This is a genomic window from Streptomyces flavofungini, assembly GCF_014650815.1.
GTDB classification, from domain to species: domain Bacteria; phylum Actinomycetota; class Actinomycetes; order Streptomycetales; family Streptomycetaceae; genus Streptomyces; species Streptomyces flavofungini.
The window spans coordinates 135,356-152,597 of sequence record NZ_BMVR01000002.1; the positions used below are offsets into that span (position 1 = coordinate 135,356).

General features: G+C 72.6%; 15 protein-coding genes. 4 read left to right on the forward strand and 11 right to left on the reverse strand.

All coding sequences use genetic code 11. The annotated features are described in order from the left end of the window. Positions 1 to 58: 58 nt before the first annotated feature. The 8 genes from IE274_RS04390 to IE274_RS04425 all read right to left on the reverse strand — a co-directional run bounded on the left by IE274_RS04390 (position 59) and on the right by IE274_RS04425 (position 9,758). Positions 59 to 970, reverse strand: coding sequence for an NAD(P)-dependent oxidoreductase (locus IE274_RS04390; RefSeq protein ID WP_190114242.1), 912 nt, complete (start codon positions 968 to 970; stop codon positions 59 to 61). Positions 971 to 1,012: 42 nt separating this feature from the next. After that, positions 1,013 to 1,954, reverse strand: coding sequence for a carbohydrate kinase family protein (locus tag IE274_RS04395; protein WP_190114721.1), 942 nt, complete (start codon positions 1,952 to 1,954; stop codon positions 1,013 to 1,015). A gap of 127 nt (positions 1,955 to 2,081) precedes the next feature. Continuing rightward, positions 2,082 to 3,245 carry a methionine adenosyltransferase gene (gene metK / locus IE274_RS04400; RefSeq protein WP_190114243.1) on the reverse strand — a complete coding sequence of 388 codons (1,164 nt, stop codon included), beginning with the start codon at positions 3,243 to 3,245 and terminating at the stop codon, positions 2,082 to 2,084. Between the two features lie 73 nt (positions 3,246 to 3,318). Continuing rightward, positions 3,319 to 4,062: a CPBP family intramembrane glutamic endopeptidase gene (locus IE274_RS04405; RefSeq protein WP_229909210.1), complete on the reverse strand. Its 744-nt coding sequence runs from the start codon at positions 4,060 to 4,062 to the stop codon at positions 3,319 to 3,321. Next, positions 4,059 to 6,638, reverse strand: a complete 2,580-nt coding sequence (locus tag IE274_RS04410; protein ID WP_229909212.1) for an MMPL family transporter — start codon at positions 6,636 to 6,638, stop codon at positions 4,059 to 4,061. The genes IE274_RS04405 and IE274_RS04410 overlap by 4 nt, the downstream gene beginning before the upstream one ends. Continuing rightward, positions 6,635 to 7,567 carry a class I SAM-dependent methyltransferase gene (locus tag IE274_RS04415; RefSeq protein ID WP_190114244.1) on the reverse strand — a complete coding sequence of 311 codons (933 nt, stop codon included), beginning with the start codon at positions 7,565 to 7,567 and terminating at the stop codon, positions 6,635 to 6,637. The genes IE274_RS04410 and IE274_RS04415 overlap by 4 nt, the downstream gene beginning before the upstream one ends. A gap of 197 nt (positions 7,568 to 7,764) precedes the next feature. After that, positions 7,765 to 8,403: a hypothetical protein gene (locus tag IE274_RS04420; RefSeq protein WP_190114245.1), complete on the reverse strand. Its 639-nt coding sequence runs from the start codon at positions 8,401 to 8,403 to the stop codon at positions 7,765 to 7,767. A 134-nt stretch (positions 8,404 to 8,537) separates the two neighbouring features. Further along, positions 8,538 to 9,758, reverse strand: a complete 1,221-nt coding sequence (locus IE274_RS04425; RefSeq protein WP_190114246.1) for an aminotransferase class I/II-fold pyridoxal phosphate-dependent enzyme — start codon at positions 9,756 to 9,758, stop codon at positions 8,538 to 8,540. A 639-nt stretch (positions 9,759 to 10,397) separates the two neighbouring features. Here IE274_RS04425 and IE274_RS04430 point away from each other — a divergent pair. The 3 genes from IE274_RS04430 to IE274_RS04440 are packed head-to-tail and all read left to right on the forward strand — an operon-like array spanning position 10,398 to position 11,733. Then, complete coding sequence (locus IE274_RS04430) at positions 10,398 to 10,928, forward strand: TetR/AcrR family transcriptional regulator (RefSeq protein ID WP_190114247.1); 531 nt, start codon at positions 10,398 to 10,400, stop codon at positions 10,926 to 10,928. Next, positions 10,928 to 11,254 (forward strand): DMT family transporter, encoded by a 327-nt coding sequence (locus IE274_RS04435; protein ID WP_190114248.1) that lies wholly within the window; start codon positions 10,928 to 10,930, stop codon positions 11,252 to 11,254. Before IE274_RS04430 ends, IE274_RS04435 begins: the two co-directional genes overlap by 1 nt. Next, entirely contained in the window at positions 11,254 to 11,733 is a 480-nt protein-coding gene (locus IE274_RS04440) for a DUF5360 family protein (RefSeq protein WP_190114249.1), read from the forward strand. Before IE274_RS04435 ends, IE274_RS04440 begins: the two co-directional genes overlap by 1 nt. Before the next feature lie 34 nt (positions 11,734 to 11,767). On the opposite strand, the gene IE274_RS04445 is transcribed toward IE274_RS04440, so the two are convergent. Then, the gene (locus IE274_RS04445) at positions 11,768 to 13,423 is read right to left on the reverse strand and encodes an AAA family ATPase (RefSeq protein ID WP_190114250.1); all 1,656 of its coding nucleotides are present in this window, start codon (positions 13,421 to 13,423) and stop codon (positions 11,768 to 11,770) included. A 302-nt stretch (positions 13,424 to 13,725) separates the two neighbouring features. On the opposite strand from IE274_RS04445, the gene IE274_RS04450 reads away from it, so the two are divergent. After that, positions 13,726 to 15,174 carry a glycoside hydrolase family 16 protein gene (locus IE274_RS04450; protein WP_190114251.1) on the forward strand — a complete coding sequence of 483 codons (1,449 nt, stop codon included), beginning with the start codon at positions 13,726 to 13,728 and terminating at the stop codon, positions 15,172 to 15,174. Positions 15,175 to 15,246: 72 nt separating this feature from the next. Here the strand turns inward: IE274_RS04450 and IE274_RS04455 are convergent, their stop codons facing one another. Continuing rightward, a complete protein-coding gene (locus tag IE274_RS04455; protein ID WP_190114252.1) occupies positions 15,247 to 15,654 on the reverse strand; it encodes a hypothetical protein in 408 nt (135 codons plus the stop codon). Between the two features lie 162 nt (positions 15,655 to 15,816). Beyond that, positions 15,817 to 17,046, reverse strand: coding sequence for a serine hydrolase domain-containing protein (locus tag IE274_RS04460; RefSeq protein WP_190114253.1), 1,230 nt, complete (start codon positions 17,044 to 17,046; stop codon positions 15,817 to 15,819). Positions 17,047 to 17,242: the final 196 nt, after the last annotated feature.

Here is a 17,242-nt window from a genome sequence, read left to right on the forward strand (position 1 = left end):
GGTAAGCGTTGACGTCGGGGTCAAGGCCAGCGCTCCGGCACCGGAGCCGGGGCGCGGCTCACGCGCCGGGCTTGCGGATCCCCTCGACCGTCGCCGTCCAACTGTCGGCGCCGTGTCCCAGGTCCACCGCCCGCTTGGCCACGTCCCGCACCCCGCGCAGCACGGACACGTCCAGGCCGCGGCGCTCGGCGGCGTGCAGGATGTGCTCGACGCCCTCCAGCTCCATGGCGAGGTTCCCCTCCTCGCCCGGGTACACGCCCCGGTCCACGTCCTTGGCCGTCTCGCCGATCAGCATCGCGAGGAGCGAGAAGTGGGACTGCAGGAAAGGGGCGATCGACGAGGCCGGGACGCCGTCCTTGGCGGCGAGGGCGTACCCGTGCACCAGACCGGCCATCGACGTCCAGAAGAAGTCGAGCATCGACAGGTCGTACACGGCAGCGAGGCCGTGGTCGGCGCCGACGTACGCGGACTGACCGCCGAGGGACTTCAACAGCTCCTCGTGCTTCCGGTACGCGGCCTCGTCACCGGAGTAGAAAAGCAGCGCCTCCGGGGTGCCGACCATCACGGTCGGGATCATGACGGCGCCGTCCAGATAGGCGATTTCGTGCGCGGCCGCCCACTCGGCGGCCGCGCGGGCCCGCTCCGGGGAGTCCGAGGTGACGTTGACGAGGACGCGGCCGGAGAGGTCGGCGGCGAGCGGCTCCAGGATCGCCTGGGAGGCGTCGTAGTCGACGACGCACACGAGGACGACCTCGCCCGCGCGCACCGCCGCCGCGGCGCTCGCGGCGCGGGTGGCGCCCCGGGCGACCAGGTCGTCGCCCTTGCCCGCCGAACGGTTCCAGATGGTCGTCGGGTGCCCGGACTTGAGCAAGGCCCCCGCGAGGGCCTGGCCCATGGCGCCGAGGCCGAGGACGGTGACAGGAGTGGTCTTGGGGTCGGTGGAGTACGGGGAATTCGTCGCGTTCGGCATGCCCCCATCGTTGATCCGCGCACACCACCCCACAAGTACCTACTATTTAGTCAGGTACTCACCAAAAGGTAAGTAAGCGGTGTCGCGCACGCGCGAGGGCTCGTACTCCTGCGTGCCCACCGATTCGAGCGCCAGCGCGGCGAGCGCGCAGCCGAGCCGCGCCGACCGGTCGGCCGGCCAGCCCCGCGCGACCCCCGCGAGATACCCGGCGCGGAAGGCGTCGCCCGCGCCCGTCGGGTCGGCGATCCGGCGTGCGGGCACGGCGGCGAGACGCAGCGGCGCCCGGCCCGCGCGGGCGATGGTCACGCCGTCCGCGCCGAGCGTCGTGATCCACGCGCCGACGCGGGTGAGCACCTCCTCCTCGGTCCAGCCGGTGCGCTTGCACAGCAGCCCCGCCTCGTACGCGTTGGTGAACAACAGGCTCGCCCCGAAGACGAGTTGGCGGGTCTGGGTCTCGTCGAGCCGGGCGAGCTGCTGGGCGGGGTCCGCCGCGAACGGGATGCCCAGCGACCGGCAGGTCGCCGTGTGGCGGAGCATCGCCGCGGGGTCGTCGGCGCCGATGTGGACGAGCAGGAGGCCGTCGGGGCGCGGGACGAGGGCGGCGAGGTCGATGGCACGGGCCTCGGCCATCGCCCCGGCGTAGAAGGTGGCGATCTGGTTCTGGTCGCGGTCGGTGGTGCAGACGAAGCGCGCGGTGTGCCGCTCGGCGCTGACGCGCACGCCGGAGGTGTCGACTCCGGCGGCGCGCAGCCGGGCGGCGTACTCGGCGAAGTCCCGCCCGGCCGCGCCCACGAGCAGCGGCCTGAGGCCGAGGCCGCCGAGCCCGAAGGCGATGTTGGCGGCCACGCCCCCGTGCCGTACCTCCAGGTCGTCGGCCAGGAAGGACAGCGAGACGCGGTCGAGCCGGTCGGCGATGAGCTGCTCGGCGAACCGGCCCGGATAGGTGAGGAGGTGGTCGGTGGCGATGGATCCGGTGACGGCGATCCGCGCGCCGGGACCGCTCGGGCCCGTCGCTCCCAGGGGCGTGCCGGGCAGCGCGTCGCCCGCCGTGTCGCTCAGCGGCTCGATCGCGGTGTCGCGCGCGGTGTCCCGCGTCGGGGCGGACACCGGCTCAGGCCCCGGCCGCGGCGCGCAGCGCGTCCGCGCGGTCGACGCGTTCCCAGGTGAAGTCCGGGAGTTCGCGCCCGAAGTGCCCGTACGCGGAGGTCTGCGCGTAGATCGGGCGCAGCAGGTCGAGGTCGCGGATGAGGGCGGCCGGACGCAGGTCGAAGACGTCGGCGATGGCCTGCTCGATGCGCGCCTGCGACACGGTCGCGGTGCCGAAGGTCTCCACGAACAGGCCGACCGGCTCCGCGCGGCCGATGGCGTACGCGACCTGCGCCTCGCAGCGCCGCGCGAGCCCGGCGGCGACCACGTTCTTGGCGACCCAGCGCATCGCGTACGCCGCCGAACGGTCCACCTTGGAGGGGTCCTTGCCGGAGAACGCGCCGCCGCCGTGGCGGGCCATCCCGCCGTACGTGTCGATGATGATCTTCCGCCCGGTCAGGCCCGCGTCGCCCATCGGGCCGCCGATCTCGAACCGGCCCGTGGGGTTCACCAGGAGCCGGTAGCCCTCGGTGCCCAACTGCGTTCCCTCGTCGCGCAGTTCCTCCAGGACCTGGTCCACGACGAACTTGCGTATGTCGGGCAGCAGCAGCGCGTCCAGGTCGATGTGGGCGGCGTGCTGGGAGGAGACGACGACGGTGTCGAGGCGCACCGGGCGGCTGCCCTCGTACTCGATGGTGACCTGGGTCTTGCCGTCCGGGCGCAGATACGGCACGGAGCCGTTCTTGCGGACCTCGGTGAGGCGGCGGGCGAGCCGATGCGCGAGCTGGATCGGCAGCGGCATGTACGTCGGCGTCTCGTCGGTGGCGTAGCCGAACATCATGCCCTGGTCGCCCGCGCCGCCGGTGTCCACGCCCTGCGCGATGTCGGGCGACTGCGCGCCGATGGACAGCGAGACCCCGCAGGAGGCGCCGTCGAAGCCCTTCGTCGAGGAGTCGTAGCCGATGTCGATGACGGCGTCGCGGACGAGCTGCGCCATGGGGGCGTACGCGGTGCTGGTGACCTCGCCCGCGAGGTGCACCAGGCCCGTGGTGACCAGGGTCTCCACGGCCACGCGGGACGTGGGGTCGGCGCGCAGGAGGGCGTCGAGGACCGTATCGCTGATCCGGTCGGCGATCTTGTCGGGGTGGCCCTCGGTGACGGATTCGGAGGTGAACAGGCGTCGCGGCATGAACTTCCCTTTCGTACAGCGGTGTTGGTGTTGTCGGAGCGGTCGGTCGGGGGCGGCGGTCGCAGCCGGGCCGTCACAGCCAGGCGGCCGCCGCCCCGAGGAGCAGCAGGTTGCAGACGCCCTGGGCGGCGGCGCAGGCGAGCGCGGAGCCGGTGACGGCGCGCAGCACGCCTAGGGCGAGACCCATCAGGAACACCGAGGGCAACAGCCCGCAGAGCACCTTCAGGTTGAACGGATTGAGGCCGTAGTCGCCGACGTGGACGGCCGCCCACCCGGCGGCCGTGGTGACGACGGCCGCGTAGCCGCCCCAGCGCACCTCGACGGCCCGGTACAGGACGCCCCGGTAGCAGACCTCCTCGACCAGCGGGACGAGCACGCCGAGGGCGAGGACCATCGCGACGACGTCCGCCCAGGGCACGCCCGGCACCGTGCCCTCGAAGAGCTTGGGCATCCAGGTGGTCCAGTTGTCCTCGCCGTCGCCGAAGGCGTCGCGGGTGGCCAGGAACGTCTGGCCGTAGACGACGGCCACCAGGGCGGTGCCGAGGACGGCGGGCACGAGCGCGAACCGGCGCAGCCCGGCGGCGGCCCAGTCCGTGCGCGGCAGGACCAGGAGCACGGCCGCGCTCAGCGCCACGGACAGGACCATCACCACGAAGGTGAAGGCCCCGGCCACGCGCACCGCCGCGAGCACCGCGAACAGCGCGGCGGCCGAGGTCACCGGGTACGCGGCGTGGTGCAGCCGGAGCCGGTCGAGCCTGCCGGGCCGGGGCGCGCCGGGCTCGGCCTCGTCGTGGATCTCCAGCGTCACGCGCGTCACCCCGCCGTCGCCTTGTCGAGTCGGCGCCTGCGGATGCCGAGGCTGGGCAGCCACCAGTTGTACTTGCGCAGGAGCAGCAGGGTGGCCGGGACGAAGAGCATCCGGATGACGGTCGCGTCGAGCAGGACGGCCAGGCCGAGCCCGGCCCCGTACTCCTGGAGCATCAGCGTGGACGAGAGCGCCATCGTGCCGAGGCTCCCCGCCATGACCAGGCCCGCCGCGTTGATGACGCGGCCGGTGTCGACGACGGCCCGCATGGTGGCCTCCTCCTGGGAGAGGCCGCTGCGCAGCAGGTCGCGGACGCGGGTGACGAGGAAGATCTCGTAGTCCATGCCGAGCCCCATCATCAGCACGGTGAGGAAGATCGGCAGATCGTCGATGATCGCCTCGCCGCGCCAGTGGTGGAAGATCAGCACGGTGAGCCCGACGGCCCAGACGTTGCTGAGCATGATGGTGGCGATCAGGCGCAGCGGTACGAGCAGCGAGCGCAGCGTGATCATCAGCATCACGAAGACGCCGACGCTGACGAGCGCGACCATCTGCCAGAAGCTGGAGTTGAGCGCGGACCCGTACTGCCGGTCGACCTGCGTGGTGCCGCCGACCTCCAACTCCCCCACGCCGCCGTCCGCTTCGGCGACGACGCGTTCGACGCGGTCGACCGTGGCGGCCGCCTGCTCGGCGTACGGATCGTCGTCGAGGGCGATCACGAAGCGCAGGGTGCCGTCGCGGGAGACGTAGTCGTCGAGGAGCGGGCGGCCCGCGTCCGCGAGCTGCCGGTCGGACCAGCGGGTGCCGAACGGGTGGGTCGCCGAGTCCACGGAGGCGACGCCGGGAACGGCGCCGAGGCGGTCGGTGAGCCGGGCCACCGTGGTGCGCCCGTCGGGCGTGAGCTGCCCGTCGCGGACGACGCCGGGCGCGGCGCGGCCGACGGCGATGGTCGGCATGACGGCCGCGTCGCCCCACTCCCGGGCCACGGTCTCGAAGCCGTCGCGGGAGTCGGTCGCCGGGCTGAGCGCGACCGGGTCGGACGTGGAGCGGTTCCCGGCGACGAGCAGCGCGAAGGGGATGGTCGCGGCGAGGAACGCCACCACGATCCACCCCTTGCGGCGGCGTGCGAACTCCGCCGTGCGGCGCAGGTGTCTGCCCATCGCCCCCTGGTGTTCCAGGTCGGACAGCGGGTCGCGGCCCACCGCGAAGAACCGGTCGCCGAGCAGCACGAGCAGACAGGGCGTGAGGGTGAGCGCGGCGGCGAGCACGATGGGGATGCCGATGAGACCGCCGTAGCCGAGCGGCGGGATCCAGTCCACCGGCGAGAGCAGCGTCGCGCCGAAGGCGAGGGCCACCGCGACGGCGGCGAGCAGCATGCTCTCGCCCGCGTGCACGGTGGCGTGGATCGCCGCTTCGCGCGGGTCGCGCCCGGCGAGGCGTTCCTGCCGGTAGCGGGACGACAGCAGCATGCTGTAGTCGACGCCCGCGCCCAGCATCACGAACGTCATGATGGTGACGGTGAACTGAGTGAGCGTCACCTGTTCGCCGAGCAGATGCAGTCCCGCCTGGCTGACGTTCATGGACAGGCCGATGACGGCCAGCGTGAGGACCGCGGGGACCAGGGCGCGGAAGAAGACCAGCAGGATGACGAAGATGATGACGTACGCCACCGACTCCATCAGCGAGTTGTCGGCCTCCGCCTGCTCGTACGTGTCGTGGATGAGGGCGAGTTCCCCGGTGACGTGCACCTGGGCGGTCTTGCCCAGGCCGCTGTCGGCGAGCAGTTCGCGGGCGGTGTCGCGCAGCCACTCCACGTCCGGGTCGGCGCCCGCCTTGTCCGTGTAACTCACCGACGCGAGCGCGGACTTGCCGTCCTCGGAGACCAGCCGCGCGACGGCGTCACCCGGCACCGGCAGCGGGTAGCCGCGCCAGTCGGTGGCCGCCGCGAACTTCCCGGCGATGCGGGGCACGGCGGCCGCCTCGGGCGCCTCGGCCGCCGCGCGGGCGGGCGCGACGAGCGCGGCGGGGACCCGCCCCCGGTCCGCCTCGCGGTCCACGAACGCGCGCCGCCCCTTCGGGTCGTCGGCCGCCGCGCGGGCACCGTCACGCACTTCGGCGAGGAACGCGGCGGTCGCGTCCCGGTACAGCGTGTACGCGGACGACGTGCGCTCGACCTCGCCGGTGCCGCGCAGCTTCGCGATCCTGCCGTCCAACTGGGCGAACAGGGACCGCACCGCACCGCCGCGCACGTCGGGCGCCTCGACGACGACGGTCACCTCCCGCTCCGAGCGGTGCGGGAAGGCCTTCTTCGTCAGCTCGTCGGCGCGGGCGCTGCTGGTGCCGGGGACGACCTTGGAGGCACCCTGGTCGGTGAGCACATCGTCGAGCCCGAGGGCGTACGGCGTGCACACCGCGATCAGCACCGCCCACACCGCGATCACGGTCTTGGGCCGGGCGGCCAGTCTCTCGGCGAAGCGGTGCAGGGCCCGTTGGACGGCGCCGCGCGCCGGTCCGGGCCGCGCCCGCTCGCCGTCCCCCGGCGGCGGCGTCGGCGCGGGCGCTCCCGCGGCCCTGGTCGGGTTCGTCATGCGACGCCGGCCTCCTCGCCGGTGCGGGCCCCGTGCCGGGCGCGGGGGGCGGTGGGCTTGGCGCCGGTGACCACGACGAAGGTGTGCTGGATGTCCAACGCGCCCTGGCGGGCGAGGAGTTCGGCGAGGGCCGCCTCGACGCGGTCGAGGACGAGCTGCTGGCGTTCGTTGTCCACGGCGGTCTTGAAGCCCGCGGCGGCGCCGGAGCGCTGCACCCACTCCAGGACGGCCGCCGGGGTGTGCGCCGGGATGATCTGGGCGCCGTCGCGCTGCCCGGTGACGGTCAGGCCCGCCTTGCCGAACCAGCCGGCCACCGCCGCCGCGTTCTTCGGCAGCGACACCCGGATGAGGCTGGTGAGCAGCGAGGGGTCGTCGGCGAAAACCTGCTCCAGGCCCTCGGTGAGCGCCTGGTGGGCATCCGCCCGGGTCTCGATGACCATGACCCGGCCGCCCGGCTTGAGCACCCGGCCGATCTCCGCGAGCAGCCGCGTCGGCTTCGTGTAGCAGATGGCCCAGCCCACCACGACCAGATCGGCGCTGCGGTCGGGCTGGGTCCGTATGAACGCGTCCATGTCGTCCACGAAGAGCCGGACGTCCAGACCGGGCCTGCCCTCGGTGAGCGCGTCCACCTTCCGCCGGGCGACCTCCAGCATCCCGGGCGACTTGTCGATGGCCCGCACGGAGCCCCGGCCGTCCAGGCGCCGGATGATCTCGGCGGTCAAGTGCCCGGTGCCGCAGGCGAGTTCGACGACCCGGTCACCGGGCGCGATGGGCACCTCGGCCAGGGCGGCGGTGGAGTGCCCGCCCATGACGGGGCTGAAGAACGTGTCGTAGTCGGAACTGGCCGCGTCGTAGTCCGCGGTCGGATCGGCGTGCGCCCGGTTCAGCGCGAGACGCAGGGCACGGGCGGCTAGACGGATACGGGACATGTGCGGCTCCCTGGGTGAGGTTGTGTGGGTGTTCCGTGGGTCGGTGCTCGGTGCTCGGTGCTCGAGGGGGCGGGTCGGTGGGTTGGCAGGTCGGTGGATCGGTGCTCGTGCCGTCGAGCCGGGCGTACGTGGACGGGTCGGCGTCCGCCCCGGTGGTGGGCCGTGCGCCGGTGGCCCGTACCTCGGTGGGCCGTGCGTCAGCGGGGCGACGTCCACGCAGGGGCCGTGCGGGCGAGGTACAGGAGTCCGGCCGCGCAGGCGAAGGTGCCCGCCGCGCCCTGCGCCTGCGGCAGCCACCAGGCGGCGGTGAGGGCGCCCGCGGCGAGGGCGACGGCGGACAGGGCGGCGTACCGGGCTCTCGCCCCGGGCGCCCCGGGCGATACGGACGCCCCCAACGCCCCCGACGCCGCAGCCGCCCCGGACACCGCCACCACCCCCACGAACCCGGCCCCCGCCGCGCACACGCACAGCGCCACCACCGCCGCGGCGGCCGCGCCCCCGCCGCCCGCGCACAGCAGCGCCGTGCCGAGGACGAGGAGCGCGGCGGCGACCACGGGGCGGAGGTCGCCGCCACGCGGATCCGAGGTGCCGCGCGGCCCGGAGGCGGCGCCCCACCCGGGGCGGCCCCGGTGCGCGAACAGCGCGCCCGCGACGAGCGCGAGGCCCCAGCCGAGCAGGGCGAGCCTCGGCACGCCGACCCCGCCCTCCGGGTCGAAGCAGGCCGCGGCGGACACCCCGGCCACACCCGCGGCGGCCACGAGGGCGAGCCCCGCACCGGAGGAGCCCGGGGCGCCCGGGGTCTCCGGGGTGCCGGAGAAGCCCAGGGACCCAGACAAGCCAGACGCGCCAGACGAGCCCGCCGAGCCGGATGAGCCCACCGAGCCCGCCGAGCCGGAGGAGTCGGCGCCCCCCGGCCCCACGAGCCCGGCCCGCCGCGCCTCGCCCGCACGGCCGCCCTCGGCCGAGTGGCTCACGCCACGCTCACCGACGAGGCGACCCGGTCCCCGGCGCGCCGCAACTCCGGCTCCGCGCCGAGGACTTCGACGACCCGGTCGAGCTGGGCGAGGGTGTGGGTGGCCATGTAGCTGGTCCGCAGCCGGGGCGTGGCGGCGGGCGGCAGGACCGGGTTGACGTAGACGCCCGCGCGGACCAGGCGTTCCCAGATGGCGAGGGTCCCGGCGGCGTCGGGCACCGGGACGGGGATGATCGGCGTGGTGCTGTCGCCGGTGCCGACCCCGGCGGCGGTGAGCCCGCGCCGTACGTGGTCGGCCTTGGCGCGCACGTCGGTGGTGAGGTGCGGTTCGGCGCGCAGTATCCGCAGCGCGGTGAGCGCGGCGGCGGTACTCGTGGGCGTCATGGAGGCGCTGAACATCAGGCTGCGCGCCTTGTGCTTCAGGTAGTGGATGGCTTCCTCGCTGCCGACGACGGCGCCGCCGAGGGAGGCGAGGGCCTTGCTGAAGGTGACGGTGATCAGGTCGACCTGGTCGGTGAGGTCGAAGTGGGCGGCGGTGCCGCGGCCGCCCGCGAGGACGCCGAGGCCGTGCGCGTCGTCGACCAGGAGCCGGGCGCCGTACTGGGCGCAGACCGCGGTGAGGGCGGGCAGGTCGCAGATGTCTCCTTCCATGGAGTAGACGCCGTCGACGATGACGAGCCGGGCGGCGTCGTCGGGCAGTTGCTCCAGGGTGCGGCGCAGTCCCTCGGCGTCGTTGTGCGGGAACCTGCGCACCTTGGCGCCGCTGAGGCGGCAGCCGTCGACGAGGGAGGCGTGCGCGTCCCGGTCGACGACGGCGTAGTCGCGCGGGGTGAGCAGTCCGGCGAGGGCGCCGAGGTTGGCCTGGTAGCCGGTGGACAGGACCAGGGCGGCGGGCTTGCCGAGGTAGTCGGCGAGTTCGGCCTCCAGTTCCTCGTGCAGGTCGGTGTTGCCGTTGAGGAAGCGGGATCCGGTACTGGAACTGCCGTACCGGTCGAGGGCGGCGCGGGCGGCGGCGTGGACGCGCGGGTCGGCGGTGAGGCCCAGGTAGTTGTTCGAGCCGCACATGATCAGTTCCCGTCCGCTCCTGCGGACGGTCGCCCCCTCCTGTCCGGCAAGCGGCAGGAAGTAGGGGTAGAGACCGGCCTTCATCAGGTCGTACGCCTCGGTAAAACTCGCGCAGCGGGCGAATAGGTCGGGCGGTTCCGATGCATTGAACATTTATTTCCCTCTGTGAATTCAGGCGCTTCCCGGAAAGCAAAGTGGCGCGGCAGAACCGCACGGGATTCAGGGATGCGCGCAGGACTTTGCATGCCACTGGATTCCCCTGGGCACGGGCAGGCGCAGGCGCCGCCGGCGGGAACATCCGCAGCATGAGAGCGAACCGGTGCCAGGTCCGTGGCCCCCGCCACGGACTCGAAAGGTCGCCATTGACCTGGGCAGATACCGGCCCCGGCGGGCGGCGTGAAGCCCGCGGGCAACGGGCACCAGGAGCCCGTTCACCGGCTGACACAGAGAGTTAATACGCAGATGACTCGAACATGCAGCCCCCGATTGATGATCAATTCTGGCTGGGATTCGTCGACCGAATCAGCCAGGCAGCGACTTTAGACAACCTTCGACGAAAGCGTCAACCAATCTTTTGACCAACCCGGTGCGGTGAAATGCAGAATTAATCGTTCCGCTTCTCCCGCGCCCCCCGCGGAATGTCCTCACACCCCGCTCGGAGGCCATGCTAGCCTGCATTCGACCGTCCAGACGGTCGGAAACTCGGAACGTGACCACGGAAAACAAGATCAGCGATCTTTTGAAAGTGATCAGGGGAGAAGAATGACCGACGACCGAAAGACGGTGTGAGGCGTGCGCAACCGGCTCCTGAACGCGGCAGAGAGACTCCTGGTCAAGCAGGGTGTGGACGCCATCCGCCTGGACGCGGTGGCGGCGGAGGCAGGCGTCAGCAAGGGCGGTCTGCTCTACCACTTCCCGACGAAACTGGCCCTCGTCCAGGGCGTGGTGGAACGGCTCGCGGACCGCTTCGAAGAAGTACTGCCGGGACCGGACGCACCACCGGGCGCGTTCGCGCGCGCCTGGCTCGACGCTTCGATCCCGGCCGAGGCCCCCGAGGGCGAGGCCGCCCCCTCGGACTCGGTCCCCGTGGCGCTGCTCGCGGCGGCCAACGGCCCGGAGGTGCTCGGCATCCTCCAGCAGCGGTACGAGGCCTGGCAGGAGCGCCTGGAGCAGGACGGCCTGCCCCCGGGTGTCGCCACCCTCGTCCGCATGGCCGTCGACGGCTGGTGGACCGCCCGCCTCCTGGGCCTCGCCACCCCCACGGGCGCAGACCACCGCCAACTCCGGCGACTGCTCCTGGACTTGACCGGGGAGGCCGGATAGTGGGCATCCTCCTCGTCGCGGGCGCCATCGTCTCCGAGATCGCCGCCACCCTCTCCCTGCGCGCGTCCCACGGCCTCACCCGCCTCGGCCCCAGCATCCTCGTGGCCATCGGCTACGCCGCCGCGTTCGTGCTCCTCGCCCAGGCCCTGAAGACCCTCGACGTCGGCCCCGTGTACGCGGTGTGGTCCGGCCTCGGCACCATCGGCGCCCTGGTCGGCGGCGTGCTCCTGTTCGACGAGAACGTCCGCCTGGCCACGGTCGCGGGCGCCGTCCTCATCGCCCTCGGGGTGGCGGTCATGTACGTGGGCGGAGGCCTGGAGCACTGATGGTCCAGGCACCGCCACGGCAGCCCGGCACCGACCGGCCGGTCCGCCCCGGGCTCACCACCGTCAAGATCGCCATGCTGATCACCGACATCGGCTTTCTCGCGTACTGGAGCGCCGCGCTCCTCGGCCTGATCCCCGCCGAGTACGCGTACAAGGACTACGACGACCCGGTGATGAGCGACTGGAACTACTCGTTCCTGCCGCTGGACGTCGCGGCCAGCGCGACGGGCCTCGCCTCGCTGCACCTGTGCCGCCGCGAACGCCGCGACGGCCCTTCGCGGCGCATCGCCTGGCGTCCCCTGATGCTGGTCTCCCTCACCCTCACCAGCACGGCCGGGCTCCAGGCCGTCGTGTTCTGGGCGCTGCGCGGCGACTGGTCCCCGACGTGGTGGATCCCGAACCTGGCGCTGCTCCTGTTCCCCGTCCCCGCGATCGCGCGGCTGCTGCGGCACGAGGGCCCGGAGGCGCCGGTGCGGTGACCCGAAGATCCCGCCAGCTCCCGTCCCCCGGCCGTCACGGCAGGCGCCGCGGCAGCGGGCGGTACGACGCCGCCGTGAAGAACCCGCCGCCGTTCTCACCCAGGCGCCCGGGGCCCGGCCGACGGGGGCGCGGACGGCCACCGGAGCCGCCGCCACCCCCGTCGTCGTCATCACCGTCATCACCGTCGTCGCCGTCGTCGTCGAAGGCGACGTCGTCCTCCGGGTCGTCGGGGTCCTCGTCCACCGGCACCCCGAGCAGCCGACGCGTCAACTGGTCCTGGTCCGAGAGGAGTTCACCGACGGCCGCGCGGACGTCCTGGGCCTCGGTGTCCGCGTCCCGCTCGGCGGCGATGAGCACGGCCCGCCGCACCAGCTCCTTCGCGAACGACGCCGTCGTACCGTCCGTACGCTCGACGGTCTCTTCCAGGACCTCCTCGTCGAGGCCGAGGCCGCCCCCGTACAGGTCGAGCAGGCGGCGCCGCCCCGTGGCGTCGGGCAGCGGGATCTCGACGGCGAGGTCGACGCGGCCAGGGCGCTGGGCGAGGGCGGGCTCCAGGAGGTCGGCGCGGTTGGTGGTGAGCAGGAACGCCACGTCGGCGTCGTCTCCGAGGCCGTCCATCTCGTTCAACACCTGGAAGAGCAGGGGCTGTTCGCCGCCGCCGAAGTCGCGGGACTCGGCGATGAGGTCGCAGTCCTCCAGGACGACGAGGGCGGGCTGCAGCATCCGGGCGAGGGCGCAGGCCGGGCCGATGGCGCCGATGGTGGTGCCGGACAGCAGGACGACGGTGAAGTCCGGCAGGCCGGAGAGGAGGTAGCGGATCGTGTGGGTCTTGCCGGTGCCGGGCGGACCGTACAGGAGCAGGCCGCGGCGCAGGTGCTGGCCCGCCGCCCGCAGTCGCTCGCGCTGCCGGGCCACGCCCACGACCTGCCGCTCCACCCGGTCGAGCAGGCCGTCGGGGAGCACGATGTGGTCGCGGGTCAGGCCCGGGCGGCGGTGGAAGCGGAACGGGCCGAGGCCCTCGCCGAAGGCGTCGCCCTGGAAGGACAGGACCTGGCCGCGGAAGATGTTGTGCTCGCTCAGGTACGCGTCGACGCGGGCGAGCAGCCGCCGGGCGGTGTCGCGGGACGCGGCGAGCACCTCCAGCTGGACCTTCTCGCGGCCGTAGTCCTCGTTCGGGCCGCGCAGCAGGGCGACGCAGCGCTCCTCGCCGCCGTCGGGGGTGCGCTCCGTGCCGAGGTAGATCCCGAAGGACACGCAGGCGAGTTCGTCGTCCGGCGAGATCGGCAGGTGGGTGTAGTCGACGGCGCCGATCACGAACTTGTCGAAGCGGTCGGCGGATTCGATGATCTCCGAGAGGGAGTAGTGATTGCGGTGGTCGGAGCCCGTCATGCCCAGGAGTTCGTACGAGCGGGAGTCGGCCGTGAACCAGCGCTCCAGGGCGAGGTGGACGTTCGGGTGGTCGTACGGCGCGTAGGTGGCCTTGACCACGGGGGCGTCGCCGGGCTCGATGCCGAGGTGGTCGCGCAGGCGGGCGGTGAGGTCGCGGTCCGGGCTGTCGCTGCGGGGCGGGCGCGCGACCGCCTCCAGGAACTCCTCGAAGAGCTGGCCCACGCGCTCGTGCCCGACGCCCCCGTCGTCGGACGGGCGCCCCGCCACGATCTTCGTCACCCTGTCTTCCCCCTGGTCCATGGCTGTCCACTCCCTGTGCGTCCGCGTGCGGCTGCCGCTGGTCGGGCGGCACCGGCAGTTCCGGTGTCTCAGCGTGCGTGGCGGCGGGGGTGCGGTGCAACCGGATTGCGGCCCGCCCGGACTCCGGCGGCGAACCCGGCCGCCCCTTCGGGAAGTTGACGGCGTACAGCCATTGACGGCACCGCCGCCCACAACTACAAAACCCTGAGAGCGCTCTCAGCGAACAGCGACACCACGCAAGGCGCACCCCGCGCCACGCAACCGCGCCACCGCCTCGCCCCCACTCCCTACGGAGGTGCCCCATGGGCACGAGCCGCACGAGCCGCTACTTCCGTACGAGACGCGCCACCCCTCTCCTCGCCGGGCTCGCCGCGGCGGGCCTGTGCGCCGCGCTCCTGAGCCCGTCCGAGGCCAGGGGCGACGTCCCCCCGGCACCCGGCTGGACCCTGCAGTGGAGCGACGACTTCAACGGACCCGCCCGCTCCCTGCCGTCCGCCGCGAACTGGCAGATCGACACCGGCCACAACTACCCCGGCGGCCCCGCGAACTGGGGCACGGGCGAGATCCAGAGCTACACCTCGTCCCCCGACAACCTGAGCCTGGACGGCAACGGCAATCTGCGCATCACGCCGCTGCGGGACGGCGCGGGCAACTGGACCTCGGGCCGGATCGAGACCAAGCGCGCCGACTTCAAGGCTCCGGCGGGCGGCACCCTCGCCATCGAGGGCCGGATCCAGATGCCGAACGTCACCGGCGAGCAGGCGCTCGGCTACTGGCCCGCGTTCTGGGCGCTGGGCGCGCCGTACCGGGGCGACTACTGGAACTGGCCGGGCATCGGCGAGTTCGACGTGATGGAGAACGTCAACGGCATCAACTCGGTGTGGGGCGTGCTGCACTGCGGGGTGAACCCGGGCGGGCCGTGCAACGAGACGAACGGGATCGGCGCGAGCCGCGCCTGCCCGGGCGCCTCGTGCCAGTCGGCCTTCCACACGTACCGCTTCGAATGGGACCGGGCGGCGAGCCCCAATGTGCTGCGCTGGTACGTCGACGGGCAGCTCTACCACAGCGTCGACCAGAACCGGGTGGGCGCCGAGGCGTGGAACAACATGACGAACCACGCGGGCTACTTCATCCTCCTGAACGTGGCGATGGGCGGCGCGTTCCCGGACGGCGTCGCGGGCCGGGCGACGCCGGTGGCGGCCACCGTGCCCGGCCGGGCGATGGCCGTCGACTACGTGGCGGTGTGGACGCGCGGCGGCGGTGGCGGCGACCCCGGCACCCCCGCCACCCTGCATCTGCGCCCGGGCGGCACCCTCGGCCCGGCGACGGGCTCCGCGGCGGCCACGACCCTCGCCCCGGCGGGCGGCGCCAACCACGACGGGACCCCGCACGATCCGCAGACGTTCACGGCGACCGGCGTGAACGGCACCTACAGCGGCGGGTCCACGGAGTTCGACCTGCTCGTCGACGCGGGCTCGGCGGTCGCCAACGGGCAACAGGTACGGGTGAGTTACGACCGTACGGGCGACGGCTCCTGGGAGCGCGCCGAGACGTATCAGTATTTCGCCACCGACCCGGTGCCGGGATATGAGCACTACACCCAGTCCAAGGGTCTCAAATCGGCCACCGGCACCCACGGCACGATGACGAACGGCACGGTGCGGGTGGAGGTGTGGAACGCGATCGGCAACGGCGCCAGCACGGTGGGGACGGGCAACCAGTCCCTCGTACGGATCCCGTTCACGCCGTAGCCGGGGCAGGCCCGTGGGGGCCGGGCCGCACCGGCCCGGCCCCCTCACGACTCTCGTCCCGCCCTGTTCCCGTCAGGCGGCGTCGAGCGCCTCGGTGATCTTGCGGTCCATGTCGACGAGGACCGGGCTCGGCTCGCCCTTGTCGGCACGGGCGGCGGTTTCGACGGCTACGAGGACGGTGGTGCGGAAGTTGTCGGCCTCGGCCTGGTCCTGCTTCCTGAGCAGGGTCATGGCCTCGGTCAGCTTCGGCAGCACGAGGTCGGCGAGTTCGGCCACGGACTTGCCGCTGAGGTCGCTGCCCTTGGGGTAATCGGCGAGCACGTGCCCGACCAGGCCGGTCGCCGCGGTCAGGGCGAGGGAGCCCTGGGCGGCGATCTTGCCGGGCTTGCCGGAGGCACCCGCGGCGGCCATCAGCATGACGGCGCCGTACGCGGCGGTGCGGAGGGTGAACTTGTCCTGGTCGGAAAGGGTGGTGGACATGGTGGTGTGCTCCTCTGAAGCAGTGATGGTGACGGCTGATGAAGCAGTGATGGTGGCGGCTGAAGCCGTGGTGGTGGCTGTTGCAGCCGTGGTGGCGGCTGTGCCGGAAGTCGGTCGAGCTGTGCCGAGAGGTGGCTGAACCGCCTTGCGAGCAGGCCGGGTTCAGGCGTCGATCGTCTGGTAGAGCGTGGTCCAGAAGTCGTGGATGAGCTGCGCCGGGGCCGGGACGGAGAGGCCGACCTGGGTGAGCAGGATGCCGGTGAGCCCGGTGTGCGGGTCGGCGTACGTCGAGGTGCCGGTGCCGCCGTCCCAGCCGAACTGGCCGATGGGCGCGTAGTCGCCGCGGTAGGTGCGCACGGCCATCCCGAAGCCCCAACCGCCCTGCTGCCCCTGCCCGAACGACACGTGCACGCTGTTGCGGGCGAGCGCCGTGCGGGCGGCCTCCTGCTCGGGCGTGAGGCAGTTGGTGGTCATGAGCCGGACGGCGGGCCGGGACAGGATCCGCTCGGTCCCGTGCGTGCCGCCGTTGAGCAGCATCCGGAAGTACGCGTGGTAGTCGTCGGCGGTGGAGACGAGGCCGCCGCCGCCCCCTTGGAACGCCGGGGCCGCGCTGTACTGTCCGCCGACCGCCTCGTCCCACACGTGGAACTTCCCGGACTCCGGGTCGGGGGCGTAGCTCGGCGGCAGCCGGTCGATCTTGTCGGCGGGCACGTGGAAGCCGGTGTCCTTCATCCCCAGCGGATCGAGGATCCGCTCCCGCAGGAACGTCTCGAACGGCCGGCCCGTGACCCGCGAGACGAGCACGCCGAGCACGTCGTGGCTGAGGTGGTACTGCCACTGCTCGCCGGGCTGCCGCATCAGGGGCAGCTCACCGAGGGCGCGCAGCCACGCGTCCTGCTCGGGCAGCGGCGTCGCGCCCTGGCTGAAGACGCCGCTGGTGAAGACCTCGTTCATGACCGGGGAGCCGAGGGCCGTCAGGTCGATGCCGAGCCCGAACGTGGAGGTGACGAGGTCCCGTACGGTGATCGGCCGCCGCGCGGGCACGGTCTCGTCGAGCGGGCCGTCGATGCGCTTCAGCACCCGGCGGTCGGCGAGTTCGGGCAACCACTGGTCGACCGGGTCGTCCAGGCGCAGCCTGCACTCGTCGAGCAGCGCCATCGTCGCCGCCATCGTGACCGGCTTGGACGTGGACGCCATCCGGAAGATCGTGTCCCGGCGCATCGGCGCGCCGCCTTCGTGGCGCATCGTGCCGATGGTCTCGACGTGCGTCTGGTCGCCTCGGCCGACGAGGGCGACGACGCCGGGGATCTTCCCGGAGTCGACGTGCCGGTTCAGTACGTCGCGCACCTTGCGCAGCCCTGCTTCGGAGAAGCCGCCGTTGCCCTTGCTCATCACGAACCCCCATGCGTACCTTCGCGTTCGTTCAGCAATCGCTGAACAACTGAGAAGGTACATTGCATTCACTGATCCGTCAAAGGTCGGCGGGCGCCTAAATAGCCAGCTAGACAAGGACTACAAGACAGACATTGCAATGAGCCTGGCACTGAATGCAATGGATGATCTCTTGCGTGATTGCAATGGGCTGTGA

What these genes read in the sequence shown, in the direction of transcription:
- IE274_RS04390 (WP_190114242.1), bottom strand. Translation starts at nt 970, where the DNA reads ATGCCGAACGCGACGAATTCCCCGTACTCCACCGACCCCAAGACCACT.
- IE274_RS04440 (WP_190114249.1), top strand. Translation starts at nt 11,254, where the DNA reads ATGGTCCAGGCACCGCCACGGCAGCCCGGCACCGACCGGCCGGTCCGC.
- IE274_RS04415 (WP_190114244.1), bottom strand. Translation starts at nt 7,567, where the DNA reads ATGTCCCGTATCCGTCTAGCCGCCCGTGCCCTGCGTCTCGCGCTGAAC.
- IE274_RS04410 (WP_229909212.1), bottom strand. Translation starts at nt 6,638, where the DNA reads ATGACGAACCCGACCAGGGCCGCGGGAGCGCCCGCGCCGACGCCGCCG.
- IE274_RS04445 (WP_190114250.1), bottom strand. Translation starts at nt 13,423, where the DNA reads ATGGACCAGGGGGAAGACAGGGTGACGAAGATCGTGGCGGGGCGCCCG.
- IE274_RS04425 (WP_190114246.1), bottom strand. Translation starts at nt 9,758, where the DNA reads ATGTTCAATGCATCGGAACCGCCCGACCTATTCGCCCGCTGCGCGAGT.
- metK (WP_190114243.1), bottom strand. Translation starts at nt 3,245, where the DNA reads ATGCCGCGACGCCTGTTCACCTCCGAATCCGTCACCGAGGGCCACCCC.
- IE274_RS04450 (WP_190114251.1), top strand. Translation starts at nt 13,726, where the DNA reads ATGGGCACGAGCCGCACGAGCCGCTACTTCCGTACGAGACGCGCCACC.
- IE274_RS04460 (WP_190114253.1), bottom strand. Translation starts at nt 17,046, where the DNA reads ATGAGCAAGGGCAACGGCGGCTTCTCCGAAGCAGGGCTGCGCAAGGTG.
- IE274_RS04455 (WP_190114252.1), bottom strand. Translation starts at nt 15,654, where the DNA reads ATGTCCACCACCCTTTCCGACCAGGACAAGTTCACCCTCCGCACCGCC.